Source organism: Leifsonia sp. Root112D2 (assembly GCF_001424905.1).
Taxonomy (GTDB): Bacteria; Actinomycetota; Actinomycetes; order Actinomycetales; family Microbacteriaceae; genus Root112D2.
Genome location: NZ_LMCU01000001.1, coordinates 779,729 through 803,855 on the forward strand (window position 1 = coordinate 779,729; position 24,127 = coordinate 803,855).

Below are 24,127 nucleotides of genomic sequence, written 5' to 3' on the forward strand. Positions count from 1 at the left end.
ATCGACACAACCGAACGACAAATGGAAGGGTTGACATCGTGGTCACCAAAAAACGCCTCATCACCCGGATCGCAGCAGTGTCCGTCGCGGCGCTGCTCACAGCGAGTTTCGCCGCGTGCACCAGCAGCAATGGAAGCAGCGGTGGCACAGACGCCAAAGCGGGCAAGAACATCCTGATCGGCATGAACTCGGGCCTGGTTCCGCAGTTCGAGCGGTATGCGAAGGAGTTCGAGAAGACCCACAAGGGCTTCAAGGTCACCGTGAAGGCGGTGCCAGACGCTCAGCCGGAATACATCCAGCAGCTCGTCACCCAGGGACTCAGCAAGTCCCTGCCCGACATCATCTTCAACTACGACACGCTGAACCAGACGCTCAACGCGAACCACCTGCTCTACGACATCAAGCCGTGGCTCGATGAGGGTCACGACGGACTCAAGGCTTCCGCCTTCATTCCGGCCTTCCTCGACCAGTACAAGGTGGGCAAAACCATCACCGGCCTCCCGGTGAGTGCAGATACCAGCGTCGTCACCGTGCACACGGCGCTCTTCGAGAAGTACGGCGTTCCCGTTCCGACGGCCGACTGGACCACCGACGACATGTACGCCGCGGCGAAGGCGATCACCGAGAAGTCCGGCGGAAAGGTGTACGGCATCAAGACGCCGATCGGCGACGGCAGCGCCGTCTTCACCTTCTACCCGACACTGGTCGCCTACGGGAGCAACCTCTACGACCCCGACACGAAGAAGTTCATCTTCGCGAACGAGGGCGGCCTCAAGGCCTGGAAGGAAGTCCTTCTCCCGTACACGGAGAAGTTCGGCACGCCGTACTCGCTTGCGACCAACAACACCCTGTTCGAGAGCAACCAGGATGCGATGGGAGTCGGCTCAACGGCCGGCGTCGCGGGTCTGCGGGTGAAGATGAAGGACGCCTGGGATGTTCTTCCTGCACCGACGGTGAACGGCAAGTCGGGCACCGGCGGTGGTTCATACTCGCTCTCCATCAGCGCGAAGTCGGACAACAAAGAGGGCGCATACCAGTTCATGGCGTGGTTCTACTCGACCGATGGCGGCCTGAAGGCCGCACAGCCCGACGGCGTCATCCCCCCCACCAAGGAGGGCATCGACAGCGGCGCCTGGCTGACCGAGGCACCCCCGGTTCCGCCGAGCTTCGTCGCGACCATCAAGGCATCCGTTCCGAAGGCCATCCTGCCGAACACCATCCCGGATGACGTGCAGCCGAAGGTCGTGCCCGCCCTGCAGACCGCACTCCAGCAGGTGGTGCTCAAGGGCGTGTCGATTGAGAAGGCGTACACGGCCGCGCAGGACCAGCTGAACGCTCTGCTGAAGTAGGAGCATCTTGACCGTCCTCGAGACCAAGCGGGGTGCCGACGCCACGCGCCGGCACCCCCGGTCATCACCTCGCAAAAAGTCCAAGTATCGCAAAGCCGATGCAGCGTCGGCCTGGCTGCTGCTCGCCCCGGTTCTCGTCCTCTTCATTCTGTTCATCATCATTCCCACCATCGTGGGCATCGGGATGAGCTTCTACGAGTGGAACTTCTTCGACACTCCCACCTTCGTCGGCTTGGCGAACTTCGCGAAGCTCGCCACCGATTCGGCGGCGTGGAACTCCCTGGGAGTCACCCTGCTCTTCGTGGTCCTCGGCGTCGTTCCGACAATCGCCATCGGCTTCATGCTGGCCGTTCTGATCAACGCGAACATGCCCGGCGTCGGCATTCTGCGGGTGCTCTACTTCGTGCCCGTCGTGCTCTCCGTCGCCGTCTCCGCGGTGCTCTGGGCCTTCATCTACGACCCTCGGCAGGGGCCGATCGGGTCGCTGCTGCGCCTATTGGGCCTGCCCCCCGTTGACATCCTCAACGACAGCACACTGGCCCTGCCGGCGCTGGTGCTCATGATGATCTGGCTGGCCCTGCCGATCGTGATCATCCTGTACCTTGCCGGGCTGCAGCGCGTTCCCGAGGACATCTACTCGGCCGCTGCCCTCGATGGCGCAGGCCCGTGGCGCACGCTGTGGCAGATCACCTGGCCGAACGTGGCATCCACGACCTTCGTGGTGGCGATTCTCCAAATCGTCAACTACGTGGCCAGCTCTCTCGACGTATCACTGATCATGACCAACGGCGGGCCACTCGGCGCGACGACCGCCCTCAGCCTCTACGCGTACCGGCAGGCCTTCTCCAACCAGGATGTCGGCTACGCCAGCGTGCTCTCCGTGGTCCAGATGGTCATCATCGTCGCCGTCATCGGCTTCAGCCGCCTCATGACCAGGAGACTCTCACGATGAAACCCGCCCGTTTACGCATTGGCCGCTACTCGACGATCATCCTGCTCGGCCTGGTCATCGCCTTCCCGATGCTGTATCTGCTCTCGGGTTCACTGATGTCGTTCAGCGACATTGCGCAGTATCCGCCGAGGCTCTTCCCGACCACGCCGATCTGGGACAACTTCGTGCAGGCCTGGAGCTATCTCACCCCACGAACGATTTTCAACACCTTCGCCTTCGTTGGCAGCGTTCTGCTCATCCAGCTGGCCATCTGCCTGCCGGCGGGGTTCGCGCTGTCGAAGATCAGGTTCCGCGGCTCCAACATCGTGTTCGGACTCTTCCTCGTGCCCGTGCTGCTGCCGACCAACCTGCTCCTGATCCCGACATTCGTTGTCACCCTGCAGCTCGGGCTCGTCGGCACGTTCCTGGGACTGGTCCTTCCGATCGCCGGGCAGGCATCGGTGGGAGTGCTGCTGTTCCGACAGTTCTTCTCCACGCTTCCCGATGGCCTGATCGAGGCGGCGCGGGTCGACGGCGCCAACTGGTTCCGAACGTTCTACAGCATCGCTTTACCACTGGCGCGACCGATCATCGCGGCGTACTCGGTCGTCACCTTTCTCACCGCCTGGAATCTCTACATCTGGCCGCTGCTCGTCGCGCCGGGAGAGCAGACCAAGGTGCTGACGCTCGCGCTCGCGCCGCTCGCCACGACGCAGTTCTCGAACATCTCGCCATCCGTCGGATTCGCCGCCGCCGTCATCGCGATGGTGCCCGTGCTTGTCGTCTTCGTGGTGTTCCAGAAGTGGTTCACCCGCGGTATCGCCGGCACAGGACTCGAGTAGGCGGCACGATGAACAGGGACTCCGCGCAGGACGCGGTGCGTGCCGGCGTGCGCATCGATGGCCCGATCCGGTTCGAACAGTCGAACCCGTCGGATCGGATGCCACCAGGGCACCCCCCGGTCACCTTCGTCGGTGTTCCCCGCCCCCGGCTCAGTTGGCGCATCGACAGCGCTCCCAGCGGATGGCGACAACGCGGTGCCGAAATCGAGGCGAGCTATCCAGACGGCAGCACCGTCGTCGTGCCGCTGGAAGGCGACGGGCAGATTCTCGTCGATTGGCCGTTCACGCCGCTCGGCTCGCGAGACCGGGCAGTGCTGCGGGTGCGCGTCTCCGGCACGAACGGCTGGAGCTCCTGGAGCCCGAGCGCCGCCGTTGAGGCCTCCCTGCTGCACCCCGCCGACTGGTCGGCACACTGGATCACCCCGGTCGCCGGTGCGGACTCCGCTGATCCGGCGCCACTTCTGGCAACCACCTTCGCGGTGGACCCCGGCCTCCTGCGCGCCCGATTGCACGTGACGGCGCTCGGCATCGTGGTGCCACACCTCAACGGCGAGCGGGTGTCGGAGGATCACTTCACCCCGGGGTGGACGACGTACGACAAGCTCATCCGCTTTCGCAGCTACGACGTGAGGGCGCTGCTGGGCGAGGGCGAGAACGAGCTCAGCGCGCTGCTGGGCAACGGCTGGTATCGCGGACGTATCGCTTCGCTGCCCATCCACCGCGCCCAGAGCTACGGCGACAGGCTCGGCCTGCTCGCCCAACTCGAGCTCGAATACGCCGACGGCCGGCGCGTCACGATCGGCACAGACGAGAACTGGCGAACGGCGCCGTCGCGCATTCTCGCCAACGACTTCTACGACGGCCAGACGACAGAACTGCGGATGCCCGCCCGGCCACCGCTTCAGGCCCCCGTCGAGCGGCTCCACGCCGAAGTCGGCCGGCTCGATCTTGCCGTCGCGCCGCCCGTTCGCGAACTCGAGGCGATAGCCCCTGTCACCCTTCTCGACGGCTCCCCCGCCGTCATCGCCGACTTCGGCCGCAACCTCGTCGGCTGGGTGCGCCTGCGCGTCACGGCGCCCGCCGGAACGACGGTGACCATTCGTCACGCGGAAGTTCTGGATGGCGGCGCGCTCTCGATCCGCCCGCTGCGCTCCGCCGAGGCGACCGACCGCTACATACTGGCAGGGCACGCCGGTGAACTGCTCGAGCCGGTCTTCACCTACCACGGCTTCCGCTACGCGGAGATCTCCGGCCTGCCTCCCGAGGCGATAGTCGAGCTCGAAGCCGTTTCCCTCGGCAGCGCGCTGACACGCACCGGCTGGTTCGAGTGCTCCGACCCGGCGCTGTCGCAGCTGCATCAGAACGTCGTCAACAGCATGATCGGCAACTTTCTCGATGTTCCCACGGACTGCCCGCAGCGCGATGAGCGTCTGGGCTGGACCGGCGACATTCAGGTGTTCGCACCGACGGCATCCACGCTCTTCGATGTCTCCTCCTTCCTCGGAGGATGGCTCGAGTCGCTCGCTCTCGACCAGTTGCCCGATGGCACGGTGCCCGCCGTGGTGCCGCGGGTCTTTCCCGAGGAGACCACTCTCGCCGGCTGGGGAGACGCCGCCGTCGTCGTGCCGTGGGTGCTGTACCAGCGCTACGGTGACACCGGAGTGCTTCGGCGGCAGTATGCCAGCATGGTGGCCTGGGTCGAACGCGTACGCATTCTCGCCGGCCCCGAACTGCTCTGGCGCGGCGGTCAGCAACTGGGCGATTGGCTCGACCCGCTTGCCCCGCCGAACGATCCTGCCGCCGCTCAAGCCGATCCGGACGTTGTGGCCACCGCCTATTTCTTTCACTCGGTGGATCTGCTCTCGCAGAGCGCCGCGGCACTCGGCCTCGGTGATGACGAACGGCGCTACGCGACGCTGGCCGAACGCATCCGCTCTGCATTCTCTGCCGCGTACGTGCACGATGACGGACGCATCACGAGCGACTGCCAGACCGTGTACGCGATGGCGCTGGCCTGGGAGATGATCGACGACGCGGCGGTTCGATCGCGCTCCGGTGAGCGCCTGGCCGAACTCGTCGAGTCGCAGGGCTTCACCGTGGCGACGGGTTTTCTCGGAACGCCGGTCGTGCTGCTTGCGCTGAGCCTGGCCGGCCGCACCGATGACGCCTATCGCATGCTGACGACGCGCGCCTTCCCGAGCTGGCTCTACGCCGTGGACCTCGGCGCAACGACGATCTGGGAGCGCTGGGACAGCCTGCTTCCCGATGGTTCGGTCAATCCCGGGGAAATGACCTCGTTCAATCACTATGCCTTCGGTGCCGTGGCGAATTGGATGCACCGCACGATAGGCGGGCTGACCTCGCTCGCGCCCGCGTGCCGCACGGTGCGGGTGGCTCCGGTGCCCGGCGCGGGCCTCACGAGCGCTGTGATGAGCTACGACTCGCCCTACGGTCGCATCACCGCCGGGTGGAAGCTGGTCGAGCGCCGATTCGAGCTCGAGCTGCGCGTGCCGGTCGGCGTGACGGCGACGGTGGAACTGCCGGACGGCGCTGTCATCTCCGCCGTCGAACACGGCAGCTACAGCTACGCGACAGAAGTGGATGCCGCGGCACCCGCGGCGTGACGGCCCGACAGCCGAATAGCGGGCTCGACGAGCGAGCGCCGGTATGCTGCACCATATCCCCATGATCAATCTGGCACCCATCACATGAGAACCAACGTAGGCATCCGCGACGTCGCCCGTGCCGCCGGCGTGTCCGTGGGCACGGTCTCGAACGTGCTGAACTACCCGGACCAGGTGAGTGCGAAGACACTGGCCAAGGTGCAGCAGACCATGCAGTCCCTGGGCTTCGTGCGCAACGATCTCGCCCGCCAGCTTCGCATGGGCAGCGGCACGGCGATCGGCTTCGTCGTCGTGAACGTGGCCAACCCGTTCTTCGCCGATCTCGCCCACGAACTCGAGGCGGCGGCCGAGGAGGCCGGTCACACGGTCGTGCTCGGCTCCAGTGACCAGAACGCCGACCGCGAACAGCGCTACATCGATCTGTTCGACGAGCAGCGCGTGCGCGGACTGCTCATCGTTCCGCAGCAGGGTCTCACGCCACGGCTCAGCCGCTTGCGCGCGAGCGGCACTCCTGTGGTTCTCTTCGACGGCAACATCGATTCGAGCGAGGTGTGCTCGGTCGGGCTCGACGGCGAGGCGGGCGGATACATGGCGGTGCGGCACCTCGTCGACGAGGGCAGGCGACGACTGGTGGTCGCCGGTGGCCCGCTCACCCAGATCGGCGACCGCCTCTCCGGGGCATCCCGTGCCGCGCAGGAAACGCCGGGCGTGACGCTCTCCATCATCGAGACGGATGACCTCACGGTCGAAGAGGGAAGGCACGTCGCCGAGCGCATTCTGGCGATGCCCGCCGAACATCGACCGGATGCCGTCTTCGCCGCGAACGACCTGCTCGCCATCGGCCTGGTGCAGGCCCTCATCCTCGACCGAACGCTCTCGATTCCGCGGGATATCGCGGTGGTCGGTTACGACGACATCGACTTCGCGGCATCCACCGTCGTGCCGCTGAGCACCATTCGCCAGCCGCGGGAATCCCTGGCCCGTGCCGCGCTCGAATTGCTCGAGCAGGAGGTCGCCGGCGAGGAGCACCACACGCACGGCCGGCACCTGCTCAAGCCTGAACTGATCGTGCGCGCGAGCAGCAGCTAGCGCTCCCTCCCGAGGGTGTCGCGAAAGGTTTCCGTAAGCGAGCGCTGCTGCATCGCATCCAGTCGATCGGTCAGAGGAGCAAAGACGAGGCGCACATCGTGCTGCACCTTCTCGGCCAGTTCGTGCCCCGCATCCGTCATGAAGACGTCGACGGCCCGCTTGTCCTCGGTATTGCGGGTGCGCGCGACCAGGCCGCGCCGCTCGGCCCTCTCAATAAGGCCGGAAAGAGTGGACTTGTCCAGCCCCAGATAGTCCGCCAACTGGGCCATGCGCAGTCGGCGATCCCGCAGAATTCCAAGTACGCGCAACTGGGTGAGCGAGAGATCGTGCTCCGCCGCGATTCGGGTGAACGCGCCCATGGCCACGAATGTGCCCTGGCCCAGCGCGTCAATGAGGGCGGTCTGCGCGGCAGCGGACTCATCGTTATCACGGTCTGAGTGCTGCGGATGCCTGCTCGACGTCATGACGCCCAGTCTAGCTTGACATAGTTTGTTATACCAACTAATAATAGGTGGTAATACAAACCAATCTTGAGGAGACGTCATGCACGCGGCCGTTGTCACATCATTTTCTGCTCCACCTCGCTTCGCCGAGGTCGCGGAACCCATCGCCAGCCGCGAAGGGGAAGAGGTCGTGGAGGTTCTCGCCGCGGCGCTGTATCCCCTGGTTCGCTCGAAGGCGAACGGCTCGCACTACACCAGCACGCGCGACCTCCCGCTGGTGCCGGGGATGGACGCGGTGGTGCGCGATGCCCAGGGGCAGCTCCGATACGCGGTGCTCGACGACACCGTTCTGGGAACGATGGCCGAGCGCACCGTCATTGATATGGACCGCAGTGTCGTGCTTCCCGAGCATGTCGATCCGATAGCCGTCGCCGCGGGCATGAATCCCGTCATGTCGTCGTGGGTGGCACTGCGGCGTCGCATCGATCCGCAACCGGCACGACGCATCCTCGTTCTGGGTGCGACAGGAAATGCCGGCCGCATGGCCGTGCAGGTCGCCAAGCGCTTCGGTGCGTCACAGGTGATTGCGGCCGGTCGAAACCAAGCCCTCCTCAACGAGTTGAGCGCGCTTGGCGCCGACGTCACCACCACACTCGACGAGCTCGCTGTCGCGGCCGATGTCGACATCGTGCTCGACTATCTCTGGGGCGAGCCGACCGTGAGCGCCCTGCGAGCCATGATTCCGCAGAGAACAGCTCGCAGCGCACCGTTGACGTGGATTCAGATCGGCTCTGTCGCCGGCCAAGACGCCGCAATTCCGTCGGCTGCGCTGCGATCCACGCAACTCCAGTTCCTCGGCAGCGGCATGGGATCCGTTGCCGGACACGTCTTTGCCGAAGAGCTTCCGGCGATCGCCCAGGCGATCACCGACGGAGAATTCGACATTCGAACGCGAGTCGTGCCACTCGCCGAGGTCGAAACGGCGTGGGCACAGAGCGAGACCGGGTCCGCTGCCGAGAGGATCGTGTTCGTGCCGTGAGTGCACTAGCCGTACTGAGCTGGCCGTTGTTAATGCCACGGGTATGCCCATGGGCGGCTGGCGCTAGCCGTGCGGGCAGGGGCGCGCGGCACACCGCCCGCGCGTGCCCGCACGACGAGCGCGACTGGCAGAGACGCACACGCCGGGACGCACACGAGCGCGGCTCCGACCGGCGGTCACATGCCGAGGCTCTCGCCGCCGTCGACGTAGAGGTCGTGCAGGCTGATGTGCGCCGCCTTCTCCGAGAGCAGAAACTCGATGGCATTCGCCACATCCTGCGGCTGCGCCACCCGGCCATCAGGGATGCGCGGGCGCCAGGCCTCCAGCTCGCCCTCCCACAGCTGGATTCCCGTATGGTCGGCGGCAAGTTCGGCCATCATCGGGCTCTGCGTCGGTCCGGGAGCCACGAAGTTGATGCGAACGCCCTGCTCACGCACCTCGAGTCCGAGCACGCGCATGGCCTGCCGCATGCCGGCCTTCGACGCGCTGTACGCGGCCTGGCGCAGTCGCGGCATGCGCGCCGCGATCGAGCCGATGGCCACTATCGCGCCGCCGCCCGATTCGATCATCGCCGCCGAATACTGGCGCGCAACATCGTAGGCACCCACGAGATTGATGCTGAGGATGCGCGTGAACTCGGCAGACTCCAGCTCGAGTGACGGCCCGGCAGAGAACGCTCCGGCAACTATCGCGAGCCGCCGCGTTCCCGGCGTCGCCGCCACGAGTGCCGCGACGGACTCCGGGTTCGTCACGTCGACGCCGTGGGCCCTCGCCTCGGCACCGCTCGCCGTGAGCTCAGCGGCCAGCTCGGCCGCGGCATCCGCACGTATATCGGCGAGAACAACGGGGCCGGATCGCGCCAGCGTGCGCGCGACCTCCGCGCCGATTCCCTGTGCTGCTCCGACGATGACGGTGAGTGGCAACTGCGCCATGGGGTGCTCCTAACTCGTCTCAATCTCGCCGCGACGAACCTCGACCGGTCGATGCTCGGCCGCCGAGGTGTATGCGGCTTCAATAAGGGAGACGGATGCCGCGGCGACATCCGCCGGTGCCGGGTTGGTGGCCTCACCCCGCACGAGACGCACAAACGCCGGCACCGGCGCAGACCGCGCATATGCGGGCAGCTCGGACGCATTCTCGATGTGACGGATGCCGCCCCCTGCCTCAAACAGCCACGCCTCGGCCTTGAGCAGATCGTGTTCGAGAACAGCGCGCGTGCCGTGATAGCGAATGCGGTGACGAACCGGCGAGCCCTCCGGCGTGGTGCCCGTGGAGGTGGCGGTGCCGATCGTGCCCCCGTCGAGGCGGAAGGTCAGCGCGTTGACGACGTCGACCGTCAGGCCGCGATTGTGCATGTAAGCGAACACCTCCTCCGCCTGCTTTCCGGTGTTCCAGAGCAGGCTTCCGAGAAGGTGGGTCAGCTGGGTCTGCCCCTGGCCTCCGCCGGAGAGCAGCGGATTCGAATACGTCGTTCCGTGCGGCTTGCTCGCGTCGTCCAGTTGGGCGGAGAGCGGGTCCACCGTGCTGAACAGCCCCTCGGTCTCGGAGGAGAACTCGGCATTGACGCACACGAGCTCGCCGATCTCGCCCGCCACCACCTCCCGCACTTGCGAAGCGGTCGCCGCGTATTGATAGGTGAGGCCGACCGACAGGATGCGATTCAGATCGCGGGCGAGCTGCACCAGCGCCCACGCATCCTCGGCCGTGGTGGTCATCGGTTTCTCCACCAGCACGTCGACCCCGGCGCGCAGCAGGGCTTCGACGACGGGCCGATGTGTCGTGTGCGGAGTGGCGACGACCGCACAGTCGATGTCGACAGCGGCGAGCATCTCCGCGACGTCGGTGAAGGCGGCGGGCGCGCCGAACTCGCGCGCCGCCGCATCCGCACGCGCGGCATCCGGGTCGCAGACCGCCACGAACTCGATTTGCGGATGCGCCGCCAGCGCAGGCAGGTGCGCCGCGTGCGCCCACCACCCGGCCCCGACCATCGCGAAGCGAAGCCGCGTGCTCACGCGTAATCCTCGAGCTGCTCACGCTTCACCGGACGCACCAGTTCGAATTCCGGGTTCAGCTCGAGCCCGAAGCCGGGAGCCGTGGTCGGCGCAATACGACCGTTGACCGGCAGCGGTTCGCCGGTGAGCAGCGGCCCCTGGAACGGCACGATGGTGTCGCCCATGCCCACCATCACCGGGAACTCCACGAACGTCGTCTCCCGGTACGCACTCAGAAAGTGGTAGCTGTAGACGCCCCCGACGTGAGGGATGATGCGCTTTCCGTACGCCGAGGCCACGGCGGCGATACGTTTCATTTCGGTGATGCCACCGCACCACATGGGGTCGGGCTGAATGATGTCGACGCCGGCCTCACACAGCAGCCGAAAGCCCGCTGCCGTGTACTCGTGTTCGCCCGTATTCAGCGTCATGGATGCGGGCATGCGGCGACGCAGTTCGGCGTGCCCCGCGTAGTCGTCCGGCCGCAGCGGCTCCTCGAGCCAGCGGAACCCGAGGGGCTCGACCGCCTGCGCGAGCCGCACCGCGTAGTCGACGTTGAGAGACATCCAGCAGTCGAAGTAGAGCGGAAAGTCATCGCCGACCGCCTCGCGGGCACGCGTGGCCCGCTCGACATTGCGCCGGAACCCCTCCTCGCCCTCGCTCGGCCCGTACGTCAGGGGCAGCTTGGCTCCGTAGAAGCCGAGCTTCTCGATCGGTCCGGCAAGCGGGCCGGTGGCGTACATCGGGATGTCGGCGCACGTCGGGCCGCCGAGCAGCTCGAAGACCGGCTGGCCCGACAGGCGCCCGTGCAGATCCCAGATCGCATTGTCGACGGCGGATATCGCGTGCAGCACGACGCCCTTGCGGCCGTAGGCCAGGGTGCTGGCGAACATGCGATCGGCTATCGTCTCGTGCGCGTATGCCGACTGGCCCTCCACGATGTCGGCCAGGTGGAGTTCGATGATCGCGGCGGCGGCGACACCGCCGTTGGTCATGCCGATGCCGATCTCACCGGATGCGCTCTCGACCTTCACGATGACGGTGCGGCCGGAGTCACGACCGGTCGCCGAGGGGCGGTCGTCGCGAAACTCCGGATACTTCGTCATGGGGTTGGCGACCTTGCCGCGGCGCCAGTCTCGAACATCCTCCGGGGCATCCGGTACCGGCTCGCGGGCGCGCTTCGGGGATGTCACTACGAAAGCTGTGACAGAAACGACGGTGTCTTTGTCTGTGCCGGGCATTGTTCTCAGGCTCCTCTGCGTGTGGTGATCGTGTGTTTGTACCAGTCGAACGATTTCTTCGGCGTTCGCACCAGCGTCTGCGGGTCGACGCGCACGAGTCCGTACTTCATGGTGAAGGCGGCGCCCCATTCGTAGTTGTCAAGGAGGCTCCACAGGTAGTAGCCCCGCACATCCGCCCCCTCGTCGATTGCGACGGAGATCCAGTGCAGAAACCCGTCGACATAGGCGATGCGCTCATCGTCGTCGAGCGAGTTCGCCGACTCCAATGACGGGGCGTCGGGAAGACCGTTCTCGGTGATGAAGATCGGCCCGCGCCAGCCATAGTCGTCGCGAACCATCTCGATGGCCTCGTAGACCGCGCGCGGATAGAACTCCGCCCCGCTCTCCAGAAAGTTGCCGCCCGGCTGCGGATGACTCTCCGCCCAGGAACCGGGTTCCTGCTGCGTCGAGTCCACGACCACCCGCGAGTAGACGTTGAGGCCGAGGTAGTCGATAGGCGATTCGATGAGCTGCTGGTCCTCCGGCTCGATCTGCGGGAATGTGCCGGCCTTCTCCAGACGACTCCTCAGCCGGTCGCTGTAGCCGCCGCCACGTAGCGTGTCGAGAAAAAACCTGAAGCCGTCGTCTTCACCTTCGTCGGCGAGCGCCCGGTCTTCTGCCGAATCCGTGAGCGGCTGCCGCTTCCAGATGTCGAGAACTATCCCTATCTGGCTGTCGGCGTCGGACGCCGCACGAAATGCCTGCACACTCGTGCCGTGCGCGAGCATCGCGTTGTGCATCGCCTGCCTGCCAAGCTTCTCGTCGCGCAGCCCAGGCGCGAAGGCGCCGAGCGCGTATCCAACCCAGAGTGCAATCGGCTCATTCAGCGTCGACCACTGCTTCACGCGATCACCGAAGAGCCCGAATGAGGTGGCGGAGTATTCGCCGAACCACGCTGCTACATCGCGGTTGGGCCAGCCGCCGCGATCCTCGAGCGCCTGCGGCAGATCCCAGTGATAGAGGGTCACATTCGGCCGGATGCCTGCGGCAAGAAGGTCATCGATGAGCCGGTTGTAGAAGTCGACACCCTTCTGGTTGACGGCGCCGACGCCGTCGGGGATGAGCCGTGACCAGCTCAGCGAGAACCGGTAGCTGTCGATGCCCAGTTCCTTCATCAGCGCGATGTCTTCGGGATACCGGTGGTAGTGATCGCAGGCGATATCGCCGGGCATATCGCCGCGGGTGTTGCCCGGGGTCTGGCTGAAGGTATCCCAGATCGAGGGGCCCTTGCCGTCCTCGTTCCACGCGCCTTCGATCTGGAACGCGCTGGTCGCGACGCCGAATTCAAAGTCGGGCGGCAGCAGGAGTTCGGCCATTGAATCCATCTCTCGGGAGCGTTCGGTAGTAACGTTGGATGAATCGTTTCATAGATGCTGTCGCTTGTATAGCATCCGTTTGCTCTACGAAGAAGGTCACATGAGCGCATCCGATCGCCAACGCGTCTGCTTCCAGCTGCAGGTCAAGCCCGAGCGACTCGCCGAATATCGCGTGCGGCACGCATCCGTGTGGCCGGAGATGCTGCGTGCGCTCAAGAGTGCCGACTGGAACAACTACTCGATCTTCGTGCGCGACGACGGCCTGCTCATCGGCTATTTCGAGACGCGCGACCTGGCCGCCGCGCAGAGCGCCATGGCCGCAACCGAGGTGAACGCACGCTGGCAGGAAGAGATGGCCGACTTCTTCGACGACCTCGAGGGCGCCCCGGACGAGGGATTCCTGCAGCTCACGCCGATCTTCAACCTCGAGGATCAACTCGAGTCGCTGGAGAGCTGAAGGGTAGAACGGTAAGGATTCGGTCACGATCGGCGCGCACGACATGAACGCGTTGGCGATCTGTGAACTGTGTATTAGATTGCTCTAACCATCGTCGTTAAATCGATTCAAGCCGCACGTCATTTCGACGTCTCGATAACTCGAAGAAGAGCAGCCAGGCCCCTCAATGTCGACCAGCCCCGAAGCCACAGCACCGCCGGCCCTTGAGCTGCGGTCCGTCGCCAAGTCGTTCGGCTCTGTCGTCGCCCTCACCTCGGCGAACCTGACGGTGCACATGAACTCCATCCACGCGCTGGTCGGCGAGAACGGTGCGGGCAAGTCCACGCTCGTCAAGATCGTCGCCGGGCTCTACCAGCGGGACTCCGGCGATTTTCTGTTCCGTGGAGAATCCGTCGATTTCCGCACCACGGCCGAAGCCAAGGCCGCCGGAATCGCCGTGATCTACCAGGAGCCGACGCTCTTTCCCGATCTCAGCGTCACCGAAAACATCTTCATGGGCCGCCAGCCTACCGACCGACTGGGGCGCATCGACCGCAAGGCGATGCGCGCCGAGGCGAACGAGATCTTTGCCCGCCTCGCCGTGCGCATCGATCCCGACCGGCCCGCAGAGGGCCTGTCGATCGCCGACCAGCAGATCATCGAGATCGTCAAGGCCATCTCGCTCGACGCACGGTTGCTCGTCATGGACGAGCCGACCGCGGCCCTGAGTGGCGTCGAGGTCGAGCGCCTCTTCGCCGTGGCCCGCAGCCTGCGTGACGAGGGTCGGGCCATCGTCTTCATCTCGCACCGCTTCGACGAGGTCTTCGCGCTCTGCGACACGATCACGGTTATGCGTGACGGCCAGTACATCTCGACGGATGCCATCGAGACGGTCACCGAAGACGAGATAGTTCGCCGTATGGTCGGCCGCGATGTGACAGACCTGTTTCCCAAGGAGGAAGCGCAGATCGGCGAGACGCTGCTCACCGTGGAGAACCTCACCTCGGCGGGCGTGTTCCACGACGTGAGCTTCACGGTGCGTTCCGGTGAGATCCTCGCCCTGGCGGGCCTCGTCGGCGCGGGCCGCAGCGAGATAGCGCGCGCCATCTTCGGCGTCGATCCATACGACAGCGGTCGGGTGCAACTGAATGGGCGCACCGTGCCCGGGCGCAATCCCGCCGCCGCGATGGATGCCGGACTCGCGCTGGTTCCCGAGGACCGGCGCAAACAGGGGCTGGTGCTCGAGACATCTGTCGCCCGCAATTCGACGCTGGCCATTCGCAACAAGCTGGCCGCCTTCGGTTTTCTGCGATCGGCGACCGAGAACGAGGCCGCCCGCGTCTGGGCGAGCCGCCTGCAGTTGAAGTCCAGCGCCCTCGACACCGAGGCTGGCACGCTCAGCGGCGGCAACCAGCAGAAGGTCGTGCTCGGCAAGTGGCTGGCCACCGATCCCAAGGTGCTCATCATCGATGAGCCCACCCGCGGCATCGATGTCGGCACGAAGGCCGAGGTTCACAGGCTCATCTCCCAGCTGGCCGGTCGCGGCATGGGCATCCTGATGATCTCGTCCGAGCTGCCCGAGGTGCTCGGGATGGCCGACCGCATCCTGGTGGTGCGCGAGGGCCGCATCACGGCCGAGATCGACCGTGCGGATGCCACTGCCGAATCCGTCATGTATGCCGCCACCCACGCACAAGGAGCGGCACGATGACCGCCGTCCCCACTCCCGGTCGCGGCGGCGCCGTCGGCCGCGTGCTGAACCGCTTCCTGCACTCGCGCGAGATCGGCATCCTCGCCGCCCTGGTCATCGTGGTGATCATCACGACGATCGTGAACCCGTCATTCCTGTTCAGCAGCGACGGATTCCGCGACCTGCTGCTCACCCCGTCGATTCTCGTGCTGGTGGCCGTCGGCCAGGCCATTGTCATCATCACCCGCAGCGTGGACCTCTCGGTTGGCTCGGTCGTGGGGCTGACCGCGTATCTCGCCGGTCGTTTGTTCGTGGATGTGCACGGCATCCCGATCGTCGTGGTGTTCATTGCCTGCATCGTCTTCGGCGGCGTGCTCGGTCTCGTGAATGGGCTGCTCGTCGCGTACGGCAAGGTTCCCGCTCTGGTGATCACGCTCGGAACGCTGTATGCCTACCGCGGCATCAATGTGCTCTGGGCGGGCAGCAGCCGCGTCAACGCATCCGATATGCCCGACCAATTCCTCGGCCTCGGCACCGGTTCGTTCCTGTACATCCCCTTTCTGGCCATCATCGCCCTGGTCGTCGTGCTCGCCACCGGCTGGTATCTGCGCAATCGCCGCGGCGGTCGCGAGTTCTACGCCATCGGATCCGACCCCGCCGCCGCCGAGTTGTACGGGCTGAAGGTCACCCAGCGCATCCTCGTGGCCTTCGTGCTCTCCGGCGCCCTCGCCGGCTTGGCCGGGCTGTTGTTCGCCGCGCGCTACGGCACGATCGACTCGCAGACCGGCACCGGGCTTGAGTTGCAGGCCGTCGGCGCGGCGGTCATCGGTGGTGTCGCGATCTTCGGCGGCAGCGGCAGCGTCTACGGCGCGGCCATCGGCGCCATGCTGCTGCTCACGATCAACCGCGCCCTTCCCATTCTCGGCATCCCGGACTTCTGGCAGCAGGCCGTGGTGGGCGTGTTGATCATCGGTGCGATTGTGCTCGACCGGGTGCTTGCCCTGCGCGTATCCAAACGGCTCATCACCGAACGAGATACCAGCAGCGATACCGTCTCCGTCACGGCGGGAGGAGAGCGATGACCGCCCTCGATTCGGCGCGCCCCGTGACGGCGAAGGCGATGCCCAGCTATTCCCGACCCGCGTGGCGGCGGGCGCTGCTCTCGCGAGAGAGCGCCGTGATCGCCGCTCTGATCATCGTCGCGGTCGGCGCATCCATCATGGTCCCCAACTTCGGCACGACGACCACCCTCGGGTTCCTGCTGCTCGATGCCACGCCGATTCTCATGATCGCGCTGCCGATGACCCTCGTGATCGTCACCGGGGAGATCGACCTCTCGGTCGCCAGCACCATCGGACTCAGCAGCGTGATGTTCGGCCTGCTCACCCAGGCCGGGCTTCCCGTACTGGTTGCACTCGTCGTCTGCCTGCTCGTCGGGCTCGTCGCGGGCGCCATCAACGGCTTCCTGGTGACCGTGGCTGGCCTGCCGTCGCTGGCGGTCACCATCGGAACGCTGGCGCTGTTTCGCGGCATCGCCGTCGGCCTGCTGGGAACCACGGCCATCACCGACTTTCCGTTCTTCTGGCAGAACCTGGTGCAGTCGCGCTTCGGCACCACCGGCATCCCGGTGATCATGGTCGTTGTGGCAGTGCTCGTGGTGATCTTTGCCGCTCTCCTCCACTTCACGCCGTTTGGGCGCGGGCTCTTCGCCCTGGGCCTGAGCAAGGATGCCGCGCGCTTCTCGGGCGTCAAGGTCAATCGCGCCAAGTTCATCGCTTTTCTGCTCACCGGCCTGGTCTCCGCTCTGGCCGGCGTGTACTGGACGCTGCGTTACGGCAGCGCCCGGGGTGATAACGCGAACGGCCTCGAGCTCTCCATCATCGCCGCGGTGCTCCTCGGCGGGGTCTCGATCTTCGGTGGCAAGGGCGCACTGCACGGTGTGATCGGCGGAGTGCTGCTCATCGGCGTGCTGCAGAGCGCCCTGCGCCTGGCGAACGTCAGCTCGGATGCCATCAACATCGTCACCGGTGCGCTGCTCGTGCTGTCGGTGCTCTCCCCCAGGATCATCGCCTGGTTCAAGACGGCCTTCGGCCCGCGACGCGCGCGGCGAAGATGACCGGCCCCATGCACCGGGGCGATTCCTGCAACACCGGGTCTTCCGACTCATCATCCACAGAAAGGAAGAACAAAGATGTCACTTCACAAGATCGGGCGTAAGGGCGTTAATCGCGCCCTCAGCCTCAGCGCGGGCGTGCTCGCGTTCGCGCTCATTGCCACCGGATGCTCCGCGGGAGGCGGCAGCGGCGACGGCGGCTCCACGAAGCCGGGCGGCGACAAGAACTACAAGATCGCCTTCCTGCCCAAGAACCTCGGCAACCCGTACTTCGACACCTCGGACAAGGGCGGCAAGGAGGCCGTCGAGAAGTTCGGCGGCACCTATTCCGAGGTTGGCCCGTCGACGGCAACCGCCGACGCGCAGGTGAGCTACATCAACACGCTCACCCAGCAGGGTGTCGGAGCCATCGTGCTCTCGGCGAACGATCCCACGGCACTCGGCAGCGCGCTCACGCAGGCACGCTCAGCGGGTACGAAGATCGTCACCTTCGACTCCGACACCGACGCCAAGTACCGCGACGTCTTCGTCAATCAGGCATCCTCGGAGGGCATCGCCAAGGTGCAGGTCGACCTGATCACCAAGCAGATCGGTGACGCGGGCGACATCGCCATTCTCTCCGCCTCGGCCAACGCGACGAACCAGAATGCCTGGATCGAGCTCATGAAGAAGGACCTCGCTGCCAACCACCCCAACGTGAAGCTCGTCGACACGGTGTACGGCAACGATGATGACCAGACCTCCTTCGACAAGACGGCGGCACTGCTGCAGAAGTACCCGAACCTGAAGGGCATCGTCTCGCCTACCACGGTCGGTATCGCCGCGGCGGCACGCTACCTCTCGACGTCGCAGTACAAGGGCAAGGTCGCGCTGACCGGTCTCGGCACGCCGAACCAGATGCGCAAGTTCGTCACGAACGGCACGGTCACCGCGTTCGCGCTGTGGAACCCGGCCGACCTCGGCTACCTCGCCGCCTACACGGCGAAGGCCCTGATCGACGGAACCATCACGGGCAAGGACGGCGACAAGTTCACCGCCGGCAAGCTCGGCGACTACACCGTGGGGAAGGACGGCACTGTACTGCTCGGCGACCCGTTCACCTTCGACAAGTCCAACATCGAGAAGTTCAACTTCTAAGCGAACCGCAAGGAGAGGGGCTGATCGACGTGACGCGTCGGTCGGCCCCTCGCCTGTGTAACCCTCGCCTGCCCGCTCACAGATGCGGCCCCATCACCATGTATGGATTGACCTGCCGCCCAATCCGCTCTATATTGATTGAAACGATTCACGACGTCCGCTCGATTCCCACAGATTCGATTCACACAGAGAAGTGACAGCATCATGACGACCTTCGCCTCCATCACCCCGCTGCTCGAGCAGCAGGCCATCGAACTCCCGTCCTGGGCTTTCGGCAACTCGGGCACGCGATTCAGGGTGTTCGGCACTCCGGGCACGCCTCGCACCCCGCAGGAGAAAATCGCGGATGCCGCCCAGGTGAACACCTACACCGGCCTGTCCCCGACGGTTGCCCTGCACATTCCGTGGGACAAGGTCGACGACTACGCGGCGCTCGGGGCGTTCGCGAAGGATCACGGCGTCGCCCTCGGCACTGTCAACAGCAACACGTTCCAGGACGACGATTACAAGTTCGGCAGCCTCACGCATTCCGACCCGCGCATTCGTCAGAAGGCCATCGACCACCACTTCGAGTGCATTGACATCATGGGCGAGACCGGGTCGCGTGACCTGAAGATCTGGCTGGCGGATGGCACGAACTATCCCGGCCAGGACGACATCCGTGCCCGCCAGGATCGCCTGGCCGAGTCACTCGCCACGATCTATGCGCGCATCGGTGAGAGCCAGCGCCTGGTGCTGGAATACAAGTTCTTCGAGCCCGCTTTTTACCACACCGATGTTCCCGACTGGGGAACCTCCTACGCGCAGGTCGCGGCCCTCGGCGAGCGCGCACTGGTCTGCCTCGACACCGGCCACCACGCGCCCGGCACAAACATCGAGTTCATCGTGGCCCAGCTACTGCGCCTCGGCAAGCTCGGTTCCTTCGACTTCAACAGCCGCTTCTACGCCGACGACGACCTCATCGTCGGTGCGGCCGACCCGTTCCAGCTGTTCCGTATCCTCTACGAGGTCATCCGCGGCGGCGGCTACGGCACCGACTCGGGCGTGGCCTTCATGCTCGACCAGTGCCACAACATCGAGAAGAAGATTCCCGGCCAGATTCGCTCCGTGCTCAACGTGCAGGAGATGACCGCGCGCGCCCTGCTCGTCGACACCGAGGCCCTCAAGGCCGCGCAGGCGGAAGGCGACGTGCTGGGTGCCAACGGCATTCTCATGGATGCCTTCTACACGGATGTGCGCGGCCCGCTTGCCGAGTGGCGCGAGTCTCGCGGACTGCAGGGCGACCCGATGGCCGCATACGCGGCATCCGGCTACCAGGAGAAGGTCGAGGCCGACCGCGTCGGCGGCACCCAGGCGGGATGGGGAGCGTGACCGACGAGGTCTCGGTCACCGACCGCACGATTGCGGGCCCGCACGGAGAGGTTCCCGTGCGTATCTACCGCGGCGCGGCATCCGCCGAGCCGACGGCACCTGGTCTCGTCTGGGTGCACGGCGGCGCCTTCATGGGCGGCGACCTTGACATGCCCGAGGCCGACTGGGTCGCCCGCCAACTCGCCGAACGAGGCATCCGCGTCATGTCGGTGTTCTACCGCTTGGCGTCACTGCTCGACTTCGGCAACCCGGATGCGACGCCGCCGACCGAAGGCGTGCATTTTCCCGTCGCATCCGACGAGATCGTTGCCGCGTTCCATTGGACTCTCGAGCACGCGAACGAGCTGGGCATCGACGCGGCTCTTCTCTCGCTCGGCGGCGCGAGCGCGGGCGCGAACCTCTCGGCCGGAGCCTCGCTGCGCCTGCGCGATGCCGGTGGCGTGCAGCCCCATACGGTGCTGCTGGCCTATCCGGTCGTTCATGCGCGGCTGCCCGAACCCAGCCGCGAACTTGCCGAGAAGATCGCGGCGCTGCCGCCGGAGGCATCGTTCCCACCCGAGCTCACGCTCGCGATGAACCTCAACTATGTCGGCGACGAGACGCAGCTGGCCAATCCCTACGCGTTCCCCGGCGGCCACGCGCTGCAGGGGCTGCCGCCGACGTTCATCCTGAATTCCGATCACGACAGCCTGCGCTCCTCGGGCGAGGCATACGCGAGCGAACTCGCAGCGGCCGGCGTCGACGTGCTCGTACTTCGCGAAGATGGCACCCGTCACGGCCACCTCAATGACCCGCAGAACCCGGCGGCCGCGCTCAGCATCGAGCGCATGTCGGCCTGGCTGCACCCCAATCCACTCGTCGGCCACCAGCACACCGACGCCGCACCCGCCACCGAGCAGAAAGCATCCTCATGACGAATTCGACCGCTGCAGAACTGATTGCCCGATCGAACCGGCTGGGCGCCGACGCGCGCAACACCAACTATGCCGGGGGCAACACCTCGGCCAAGGGCAGCGAGACCGACCCGGTGACGGGCGAGCCCGTGGAGCTGCTGTGGGTGAAGGGCTCAGGCGGCGACCTCGGCACCCTCACCGAGGGTGGCCTGGCCGTGCTGCGCCTCGACCGGCTGCGCGCGCTCGTGGATGTGTACCCCGGCCTTGAGCGCGAGGACGAGATGGTCGCGGCCTTCGACTACACCCTGCACGGCAAGGGCGGGGCCGCCCCCTCAATCGACACGGCCATGCACGCCCTGGTGGATGCGGCGCACGTCGACCACCTGCACCCGGATTCGGGCATCGCGTTCGCCACGGCGGCCGACGGCGAGGCGCTGACGGCGAAGGCATTCGGCGGCAAGGTCGTGTGGGTGCCCTGGCGCCGCCCCGGTTTCCAGCTCGGGCTCGACATCGCCGAGATCAAGGCGGCGAATCCGCATGCGATCGGCTGCATTCTCGGCGGCCACGGCATCACCGCGTGGGGCGACAGCAGCGCGGAGGCCGAGGCCAACTCGCTGTGGATCATCGAGACCGCCGCGGCGTACATTGCCGAGCACGGCCGGTCGGAGCCGTTTGGCCCGGCACTCGAGGGCTACGCGCCGCTCGCGCAGGCCGAGCGCCTGGCGAAGGCTGCCGCGCTGGCTCCCGCCATCCGGGGACTGGTTTCGACAGACAAGGCGCAGGTAGGCCACTTCACCGACGCGGATGTCGTGCTCGACTTTCTCGCGAGCGCCGAGCACCCGAGACTTGCAGCGCTCGGCACCAGCTGCCCCGACCATTTTCTGCGCACCAAGGTGAAGCCGCTCGTGCTCGACCTGCCGGGGGATGCCTCGATCGAGGATTCGATAGCGCGGCTCGAGGAGCTGCATGAGGCATATCGGGTGGACTACCAGGGCTACTACGACCGCAACGCGACGGCGGATTCTCCCGCGATGCGCGGCGCCGACCCGGCGATCGTGCTGATTCCGGGCGTGGGCATGTTCAGCTATGGCGCCAACAAGCAGACCGCGCGCGTGGCCGGCGAGTTCTACATCAACGCCATCAACGTGATGCGCGGCGCCGAGGCCATCTCCACTTACGCTCCCATCGACGAGGCGGAGAAGTTCCGCATCGAATACTGGGCACTCGAGGAGGCCAAGCTGCAGCGCATGCCCAAGCCGAAGCCGCTCGCGACGCGCGTCGCGCTGGTGACGGGTGCGGCATCCGGAATCGGCAAGGCCATCGCCACCCGGCTGGCCGCCGAGGGCGCCTGCGTCGTCATCGCCGACCTCGATGCGGCCAAGGCGCAAGCCGCCGCGGCCGAACTCGGCAACAGCGATGTCGCGATAGGCATCCAGGCCAACGTCACCAACGAGGCCCAGGTGCAGGCCGCGATCGATGCCACCGTGCTCGCCTTCGGCGGCCTCGACCTGGTCGTCAACAACGCCGGACTGTCACTGTCGAAGTCGCTGCTGGAGACCACCGTCGCGGACTGGGACCTGCAGCACAACGTGATGGCCAAGGGCTCGTTCCTGGTCTCGCGCGCCGCCGCCCGCGTCTTGATCGACCAGAAACTCGGCGGCGACATCATCTACATCTCGTCAAAGAACTCGGTCTTCGCCGGCCCGAACAACATCGCCTACTCGGCCACAAAGGCCGACCAGGCCCACCAGGTGCGCCTGCTCGCGGCCGAACTGGGTGAGTATGGCGTGAAGGTCAACGGCATCAACCCGGATGGCGTCGTGCGCGGCTCCGGCATCTTCGCCGGCGGCTGGGGCGCCAAGCGCGCCGCCGTCTACGGCGTGCCCGAGGAGGAGCTCGGCGCCTACTACGCCCAGCGCACCCTGCTCAAGCGCGAGGTGCTGCCCGAAAACGTGGCCAACGCGGTCTTCGTGCTCTGCACGAGCGACCTCTCCCACACGACGGGCCTGCACATCCCCGTCGACGCCGGCGTCGCCGCCGCCTTCCTGCGATGACGGGCACGGTCGCGGCCGTCGACCTGGGGGCCACGAGCGGACGGGTCATGCTCGGCCACGTTGGGCCGGGCGAGTTGCGACTTGAGGCGGTGCATCGCTTTGCGAACACCCCCGTGCACACGGTGGACGGCCTGCACTGGAACATTCTCGAGCTCTACCGCTCGGTCATCGAAGGACTTGGCCAGGCCGCCCGCCGCTCCCCCGGACTGGCCAGCGTCGGCATCGACTCCTGGGCCGTCGACTACGGTCTGCTGCGCGGCGACCGTCTGCTCGGCGCCCCTTTGCACTACCGTGACGCGCGCACCGCGACCGGCGTCGCATCCATTCATGAGCGGATGCCATTCACCGAGCTCTACGCCGAGAACGGCCTGCAGTTCCTCCCCTTCAACACCCTCTACCAGTTCGAGGCCGAGCGGCTGAGCGGCATGCTCGAGCTGGCCGATCAGGCGCTGCTCGTGCCCGACCTCATTGCCTTCTGGCTGAGCGGTGCCCGGGTTGCGGAGAGCACCAACGCCTCGACGACGGGCCTGCTCACGCTCGGCGGCGAGCCCCGGTGGAACGACGCCCTGATCGAACGTCTGGGACTGCCGCGCGGCATCCTGCCACCGCTTGTTCAGCCCGGCGAGCGCATCGGCACGCTGTTGCCGCACGTTGCGGATGCGACGGGGCTGGATGCCGCGACCCCGGTCGTCGCTGTCGGCTCGCACGACACCGCGTCGGCCGTCGTTGCGGTTCCCATGACAGATGCGGATGCCGCGTACATCTCTTGCGGCACGTGGGGGCTTGTGGGTGTCGAGCTCGAGCATCCGGTTCGCACTGAGGCCAGCCGCGCGGCCAACTTCACCAACGAGGGCGGCGTCGACGGACGCGTGCGCTTTCTGCATAACGTGATGGGCACCTGGTTGCTGAGCGAGTCGGTGCGCACCTGGCAGAAGAGCGACCCCAGCGTCGAGCTGCTTCCGTTGGTGGCGGCGGCAGAGGCGGTGAGCACTGCGGTCGCGGTCTTCGACGCCAACGATCCGCGCTTCCTCGAGCCGGGCGACATGCCGGCTCGCATCGCCGCGTGGTGTGTCGAGCACGATCAGCCGGTTCCGCAGAGCCCGGCGGAGTGTGTGCGCAGCATCATCGAGAGCCTTGCCGAGGCGTTCTCGGATGCCGTGCACACCGCATCCGCTCTCTCGAACAAGACGGTGCGCACGATTCACATCGTGGGCGGCGGCTCACAGAACGCGCTGCTCTGCCAGCTGACGGCCGACCGCTCGGGGCTGCCCGTGCTGGCCGGCCCCGTCGAGGCGACCGCTCTGGGCAATGTGCTCGTGCAGGCGCGCGCCGCTGGCCTCATCTCGGGCGACCTCGAGTCACTGCGCGCCCTCGTCGCCGCAAGCATCGAGCCGCTGCACTACGCCCCCCACCCCCGCTAGCGCGTCGCTCCCTACGCGCCCACGCCCCCACTCGCCGTCGCTCCCGTGTCGCTCCCGTCGCTCCCCTCGCCCCGTCGCTTCCGCCCCTCAGCGAAAAGTGGATGCGTG

General features: G+C 66.2%; 20 protein-coding genes. 15 read left to right on the top strand and 5 right to left on the bottom strand.

The window, feature by feature from the left end; genetic code table 11:
- Positions 1–38: 38 nt before the first annotated feature.
- The 5 genes from ASC63_RS03585 (at position 39) to ASC63_RS03605 (ending at position 6,835) form a co-directional block, all read left to right on the top strand.
- Positions 39–1,349 carry an ABC transporter substrate-binding protein gene (locus ASC63_RS03585; protein ID WP_055809995.1) on the top strand — a complete coding sequence of 437 codons (1,311 nt, stop codon included), beginning with the start codon at positions 39–41 and terminating at the stop codon, positions 1,347–1,349.
- Between the two features lie 7 nt (positions 1,350–1,356).
- A complete protein-coding gene (locus ASC63_RS03590; RefSeq protein ID WP_055809998.1) occupies positions 1,357–2,301 on the top strand; it encodes a carbohydrate ABC transporter permease in 945 nt (314 codons plus the stop codon).
- Entirely contained in the window at positions 2,298–3,122 is an 825-nt protein-coding gene (locus ASC63_RS03595) for a carbohydrate ABC transporter permease (protein WP_055810001.1), read from the top strand. Before ASC63_RS03590 ends, ASC63_RS03595 begins: the two co-directional genes overlap by 4 nt.
- Before the next feature lie 8 nt (positions 3,123–3,130).
- On the top strand, positions 3,131–5,746 hold the full coding sequence (locus tag ASC63_RS03600; protein ID WP_200936765.1) for an alpha-L-rhamnosidase: 2,616 nt from the start codon (positions 3,131–3,133) through the stop codon (positions 5,744–5,746).
- 84 nt (positions 5,747–5,830) lie between these two features.
- Positions 5,831–6,835 carry a LacI family DNA-binding transcriptional regulator gene (locus ASC63_RS03605; RefSeq protein ID WP_055810004.1) on the top strand — a complete coding sequence of 335 codons (1,005 nt, stop codon included), beginning with the start codon at positions 5,831–5,833 and terminating at the stop codon, positions 6,833–6,835.
- Here ASC63_RS03605 and ASC63_RS03610 read toward each other — a convergent pair.
- Entirely contained in the window at positions 6,832–7,299 is a 468-nt protein-coding gene (locus tag ASC63_RS03610; protein ID WP_082487145.1) for a MarR family winged helix-turn-helix transcriptional regulator, read from the bottom strand. The two genes, ASC63_RS03605 and ASC63_RS03610, sit on opposite strands and share 4 nt — an antisense overlap.
- Positions 7,300–7,378: 79 nt before the next feature.
- Between ASC63_RS03610 and ASC63_RS03615 the strand changes: the two genes are divergently transcribed.
- Complete coding sequence (locus ASC63_RS03615) at positions 7,379–8,317, top strand: quinone oxidoreductase family protein (protein ID WP_055810006.1); 939 nt, start codon at positions 7,379–7,381, stop codon at positions 8,315–8,317.
- A 176-nt stretch (positions 8,318–8,493) separates the two neighbouring features.
- On the opposite strand, the gene ASC63_RS03620 is transcribed toward ASC63_RS03615, so the two are convergent.
- The 4 genes from ASC63_RS03620 to ASC63_RS03635 are packed head-to-tail and all read right to left on the bottom strand — an operon-like array spanning position 8,494 to position 12,904.
- A complete protein-coding gene (locus tag ASC63_RS03620) occupies positions 8,494–9,249 on the bottom strand; it encodes an SDR family NAD(P)-dependent oxidoreductase (RefSeq protein ID WP_055810008.1) in 756 nt (251 codons plus the stop codon).
- A gap of 9 nt (positions 9,250–9,258) precedes the next feature.
- A complete protein-coding gene (locus tag ASC63_RS03625; RefSeq protein WP_055810011.1) occupies positions 9,259–10,329 on the bottom strand; it encodes a Gfo/Idh/MocA family protein in 1,071 nt (356 codons plus the stop codon).
- Entirely contained in the window at positions 10,326–11,549 is a 1,224-nt protein-coding gene (gene rhmD / locus ASC63_RS03630) for an L-rhamnonate dehydratase (protein WP_055810015.1), read from the bottom strand. Before rhmD ends, ASC63_RS03625 begins: the two co-directional genes overlap by 4 nt.
- 5 nt (positions 11,550–11,554) lie before the next feature.
- The gene (locus ASC63_RS03635) at positions 11,555–12,904 is read right to left on the bottom strand and encodes a GH1 family beta-glucosidase (protein ID WP_082487150.1); all 1,350 of its coding nucleotides are present in this window, start codon (positions 12,902–12,904) and stop codon (positions 11,555–11,557) included.
- A gap of 100 nt (positions 12,905–13,004) precedes the next feature.
- Here ASC63_RS03635 and ASC63_RS03640 point away from each other — a divergent pair, with 100 nt between their 5' ends.
- The 9 genes from ASC63_RS03640 to ASC63_RS03680 all read left to right on the top strand — a co-directional run bounded on the left by ASC63_RS03640 (position 13,005) and on the right by ASC63_RS03680 (position 24,019).
- Positions 13,005–13,361 carry an L-rhamnose mutarotase gene (locus ASC63_RS03640; protein WP_055810018.1) on the top strand — a complete coding sequence of 119 codons (357 nt, stop codon included), beginning with the start codon at positions 13,005–13,007 and terminating at the stop codon, positions 13,359–13,361.
- 166 nt (positions 13,362–13,527) lie between these two features.
- A complete protein-coding gene (locus tag ASC63_RS03645) occupies positions 13,528–15,051 on the top strand; it encodes a sugar ABC transporter ATP-binding protein (RefSeq protein WP_055810021.1) in 1,524 nt (507 codons plus the stop codon).
- Entirely contained in the window at positions 15,048–16,112 is a 1,065-nt protein-coding gene (locus tag ASC63_RS03650) for an ABC transporter permease (protein WP_055810023.1), read from the top strand. The genes ASC63_RS03645 and ASC63_RS03650 overlap by 4 nt, the downstream gene beginning before the upstream one ends.
- Positions 16,109–17,146: an ABC transporter permease gene (locus tag ASC63_RS03655; RefSeq protein WP_055810027.1), complete on the top strand. Its 1,038-nt coding sequence runs from the start codon at positions 16,109–16,111 to the stop codon at positions 17,144–17,146. Before ASC63_RS03650 ends, ASC63_RS03655 begins: the two co-directional genes overlap by 4 nt.
- A gap of 75 nt (positions 17,147–17,221) precedes the next feature.
- Entirely contained in the window at positions 17,222–18,280 is a 1,059-nt protein-coding gene (rhaS, locus tag ASC63_RS03660) for a rhamnose ABC transporter substrate-binding protein (protein ID WP_055810029.1), read from the top strand.
- 204 nt (positions 18,281–18,484) lie between these two features.
- Positions 18,485–19,651: an L-rhamnose isomerase gene (rhaI, locus tag ASC63_RS03665; protein WP_055810032.1), complete on the top strand. Its 1,167-nt coding sequence runs from the start codon at positions 18,485–18,487 to the stop codon at positions 19,649–19,651.
- Positions 19,648–20,565: an alpha/beta hydrolase gene (locus tag ASC63_RS03670; protein WP_235491775.1), complete on the top strand. Its 918-nt coding sequence runs from the start codon at positions 19,648–19,650 to the stop codon at positions 20,563–20,565. Before rhaI ends, ASC63_RS03670 begins: the two co-directional genes overlap by 4 nt.
- Positions 20,562–22,598, top strand: coding sequence for a bifunctional rhamnulose-1-phosphate aldolase/short-chain dehydrogenase (locus ASC63_RS03675; RefSeq protein WP_055810038.1), 2,037 nt, complete (start codon positions 20,562–20,564; stop codon positions 22,596–22,598). Before ASC63_RS03670 ends, ASC63_RS03675 begins: the two co-directional genes overlap by 4 nt.
- A complete protein-coding gene (locus ASC63_RS03680) occupies positions 22,595–24,019 on the top strand; it encodes a rhamnulokinase (RefSeq protein ID WP_055810040.1) in 1,425 nt (474 codons plus the stop codon). Before ASC63_RS03675 ends, ASC63_RS03680 begins: the two co-directional genes overlap by 4 nt.
- The last annotated feature ends 108 nt before the right edge of the window (positions 24,020–24,127 follow it).

What these genes read in the sequence shown, in the direction of transcription:
- ASC63_RS03595 (WP_055810001.1), top strand. Translation starts at nt 2,298, where the DNA reads ATGAAACCCGCCCGTTTACGCATTGGCCGCTACTCGACGATCATCCTG.
- ASC63_RS03600 (WP_200936765.1), top strand. Translation starts at nt 3,131, where the DNA reads ATGAACAGGGACTCCGCGCAGGACGCGGTGCGTGCCGGCGTGCGCATC.
- ASC63_RS03605 (WP_055810004.1), top strand. Translation starts at nt 5,831, where the DNA reads ATGAGAACCAACGTAGGCATCCGCGACGTCGCCCGTGCCGCCGGCGTG.
- ASC63_RS03610 (WP_082487145.1), bottom strand. Translation starts at nt 7,299, where the DNA reads ATGACGTCGAGCAGGCATCCGCAGCACTCAGACCGTGATAACGATGAG.
- ASC63_RS03615 (WP_055810006.1), top strand. Translation starts at nt 7,379, where the DNA reads ATGCACGCGGCCGTTGTCACATCATTTTCTGCTCCACCTCGCTTCGCC.
- ASC63_RS03620 (WP_055810008.1), bottom strand. Translation starts at nt 9,249, where the DNA reads ATGGCGCAGTTGCCACTCACCGTCATCGTCGGAGCAGCACAGGGAATC.
- rhmD (WP_055810015.1), bottom strand. Translation starts at nt 11,549, where the DNA reads ATGCCCGGCACAGACAAAGACACCGTCGTTTCTGTCACAGCTTTCGTA.
- ASC63_RS03635 (WP_082487150.1), bottom strand. Translation starts at nt 12,904, where the DNA reads ATGGCCGAACTCCTGCTGCCGCCCGACTTTGAATTCGGCGTCGCGACC.
- ASC63_RS03640 (WP_055810018.1), top strand. Translation starts at nt 13,005, where the DNA reads ATGAGCGCATCCGATCGCCAACGCGTCTGCTTCCAGCTGCAGGTCAAG.
- ASC63_RS03645 (WP_055810021.1), top strand. Translation starts at nt 13,528, where the DNA reads ATGTCGACCAGCCCCGAAGCCACAGCACCGCCGGCCCTTGAGCTGCGG.
- ASC63_RS03650 (WP_055810023.1), top strand. Translation starts at nt 15,048, where the DNA reads ATGACCGCCGTCCCCACTCCCGGTCGCGGCGGCGCCGTCGGCCGCGTG.
- ASC63_RS03655 (WP_055810027.1), top strand. Translation starts at nt 16,109, where the DNA reads ATGACCGCCCTCGATTCGGCGCGCCCCGTGACGGCGAAGGCGATGCCC.
- rhaS (WP_055810029.1), top strand. Translation starts at nt 17,222, where the DNA reads ATGTCACTTCACAAGATCGGGCGTAAGGGCGTTAATCGCGCCCTCAGC.
- rhaI (WP_055810032.1), top strand. Translation starts at nt 18,485, where the DNA reads ATGACGACCTTCGCCTCCATCACCCCGCTGCTCGAGCAGCAGGCCATC.
- ASC63_RS03675 (WP_055810038.1), top strand. Translation starts at nt 20,562, where the DNA reads ATGACGAATTCGACCGCTGCAGAACTGATTGCCCGATCGAACCGGCTG.
- ASC63_RS03680 (WP_055810040.1), top strand. Translation starts at nt 22,595, where the DNA reads ATGACGGGCACGGTCGCGGCCGTCGACCTGGGGGCCACGAGCGGACGG.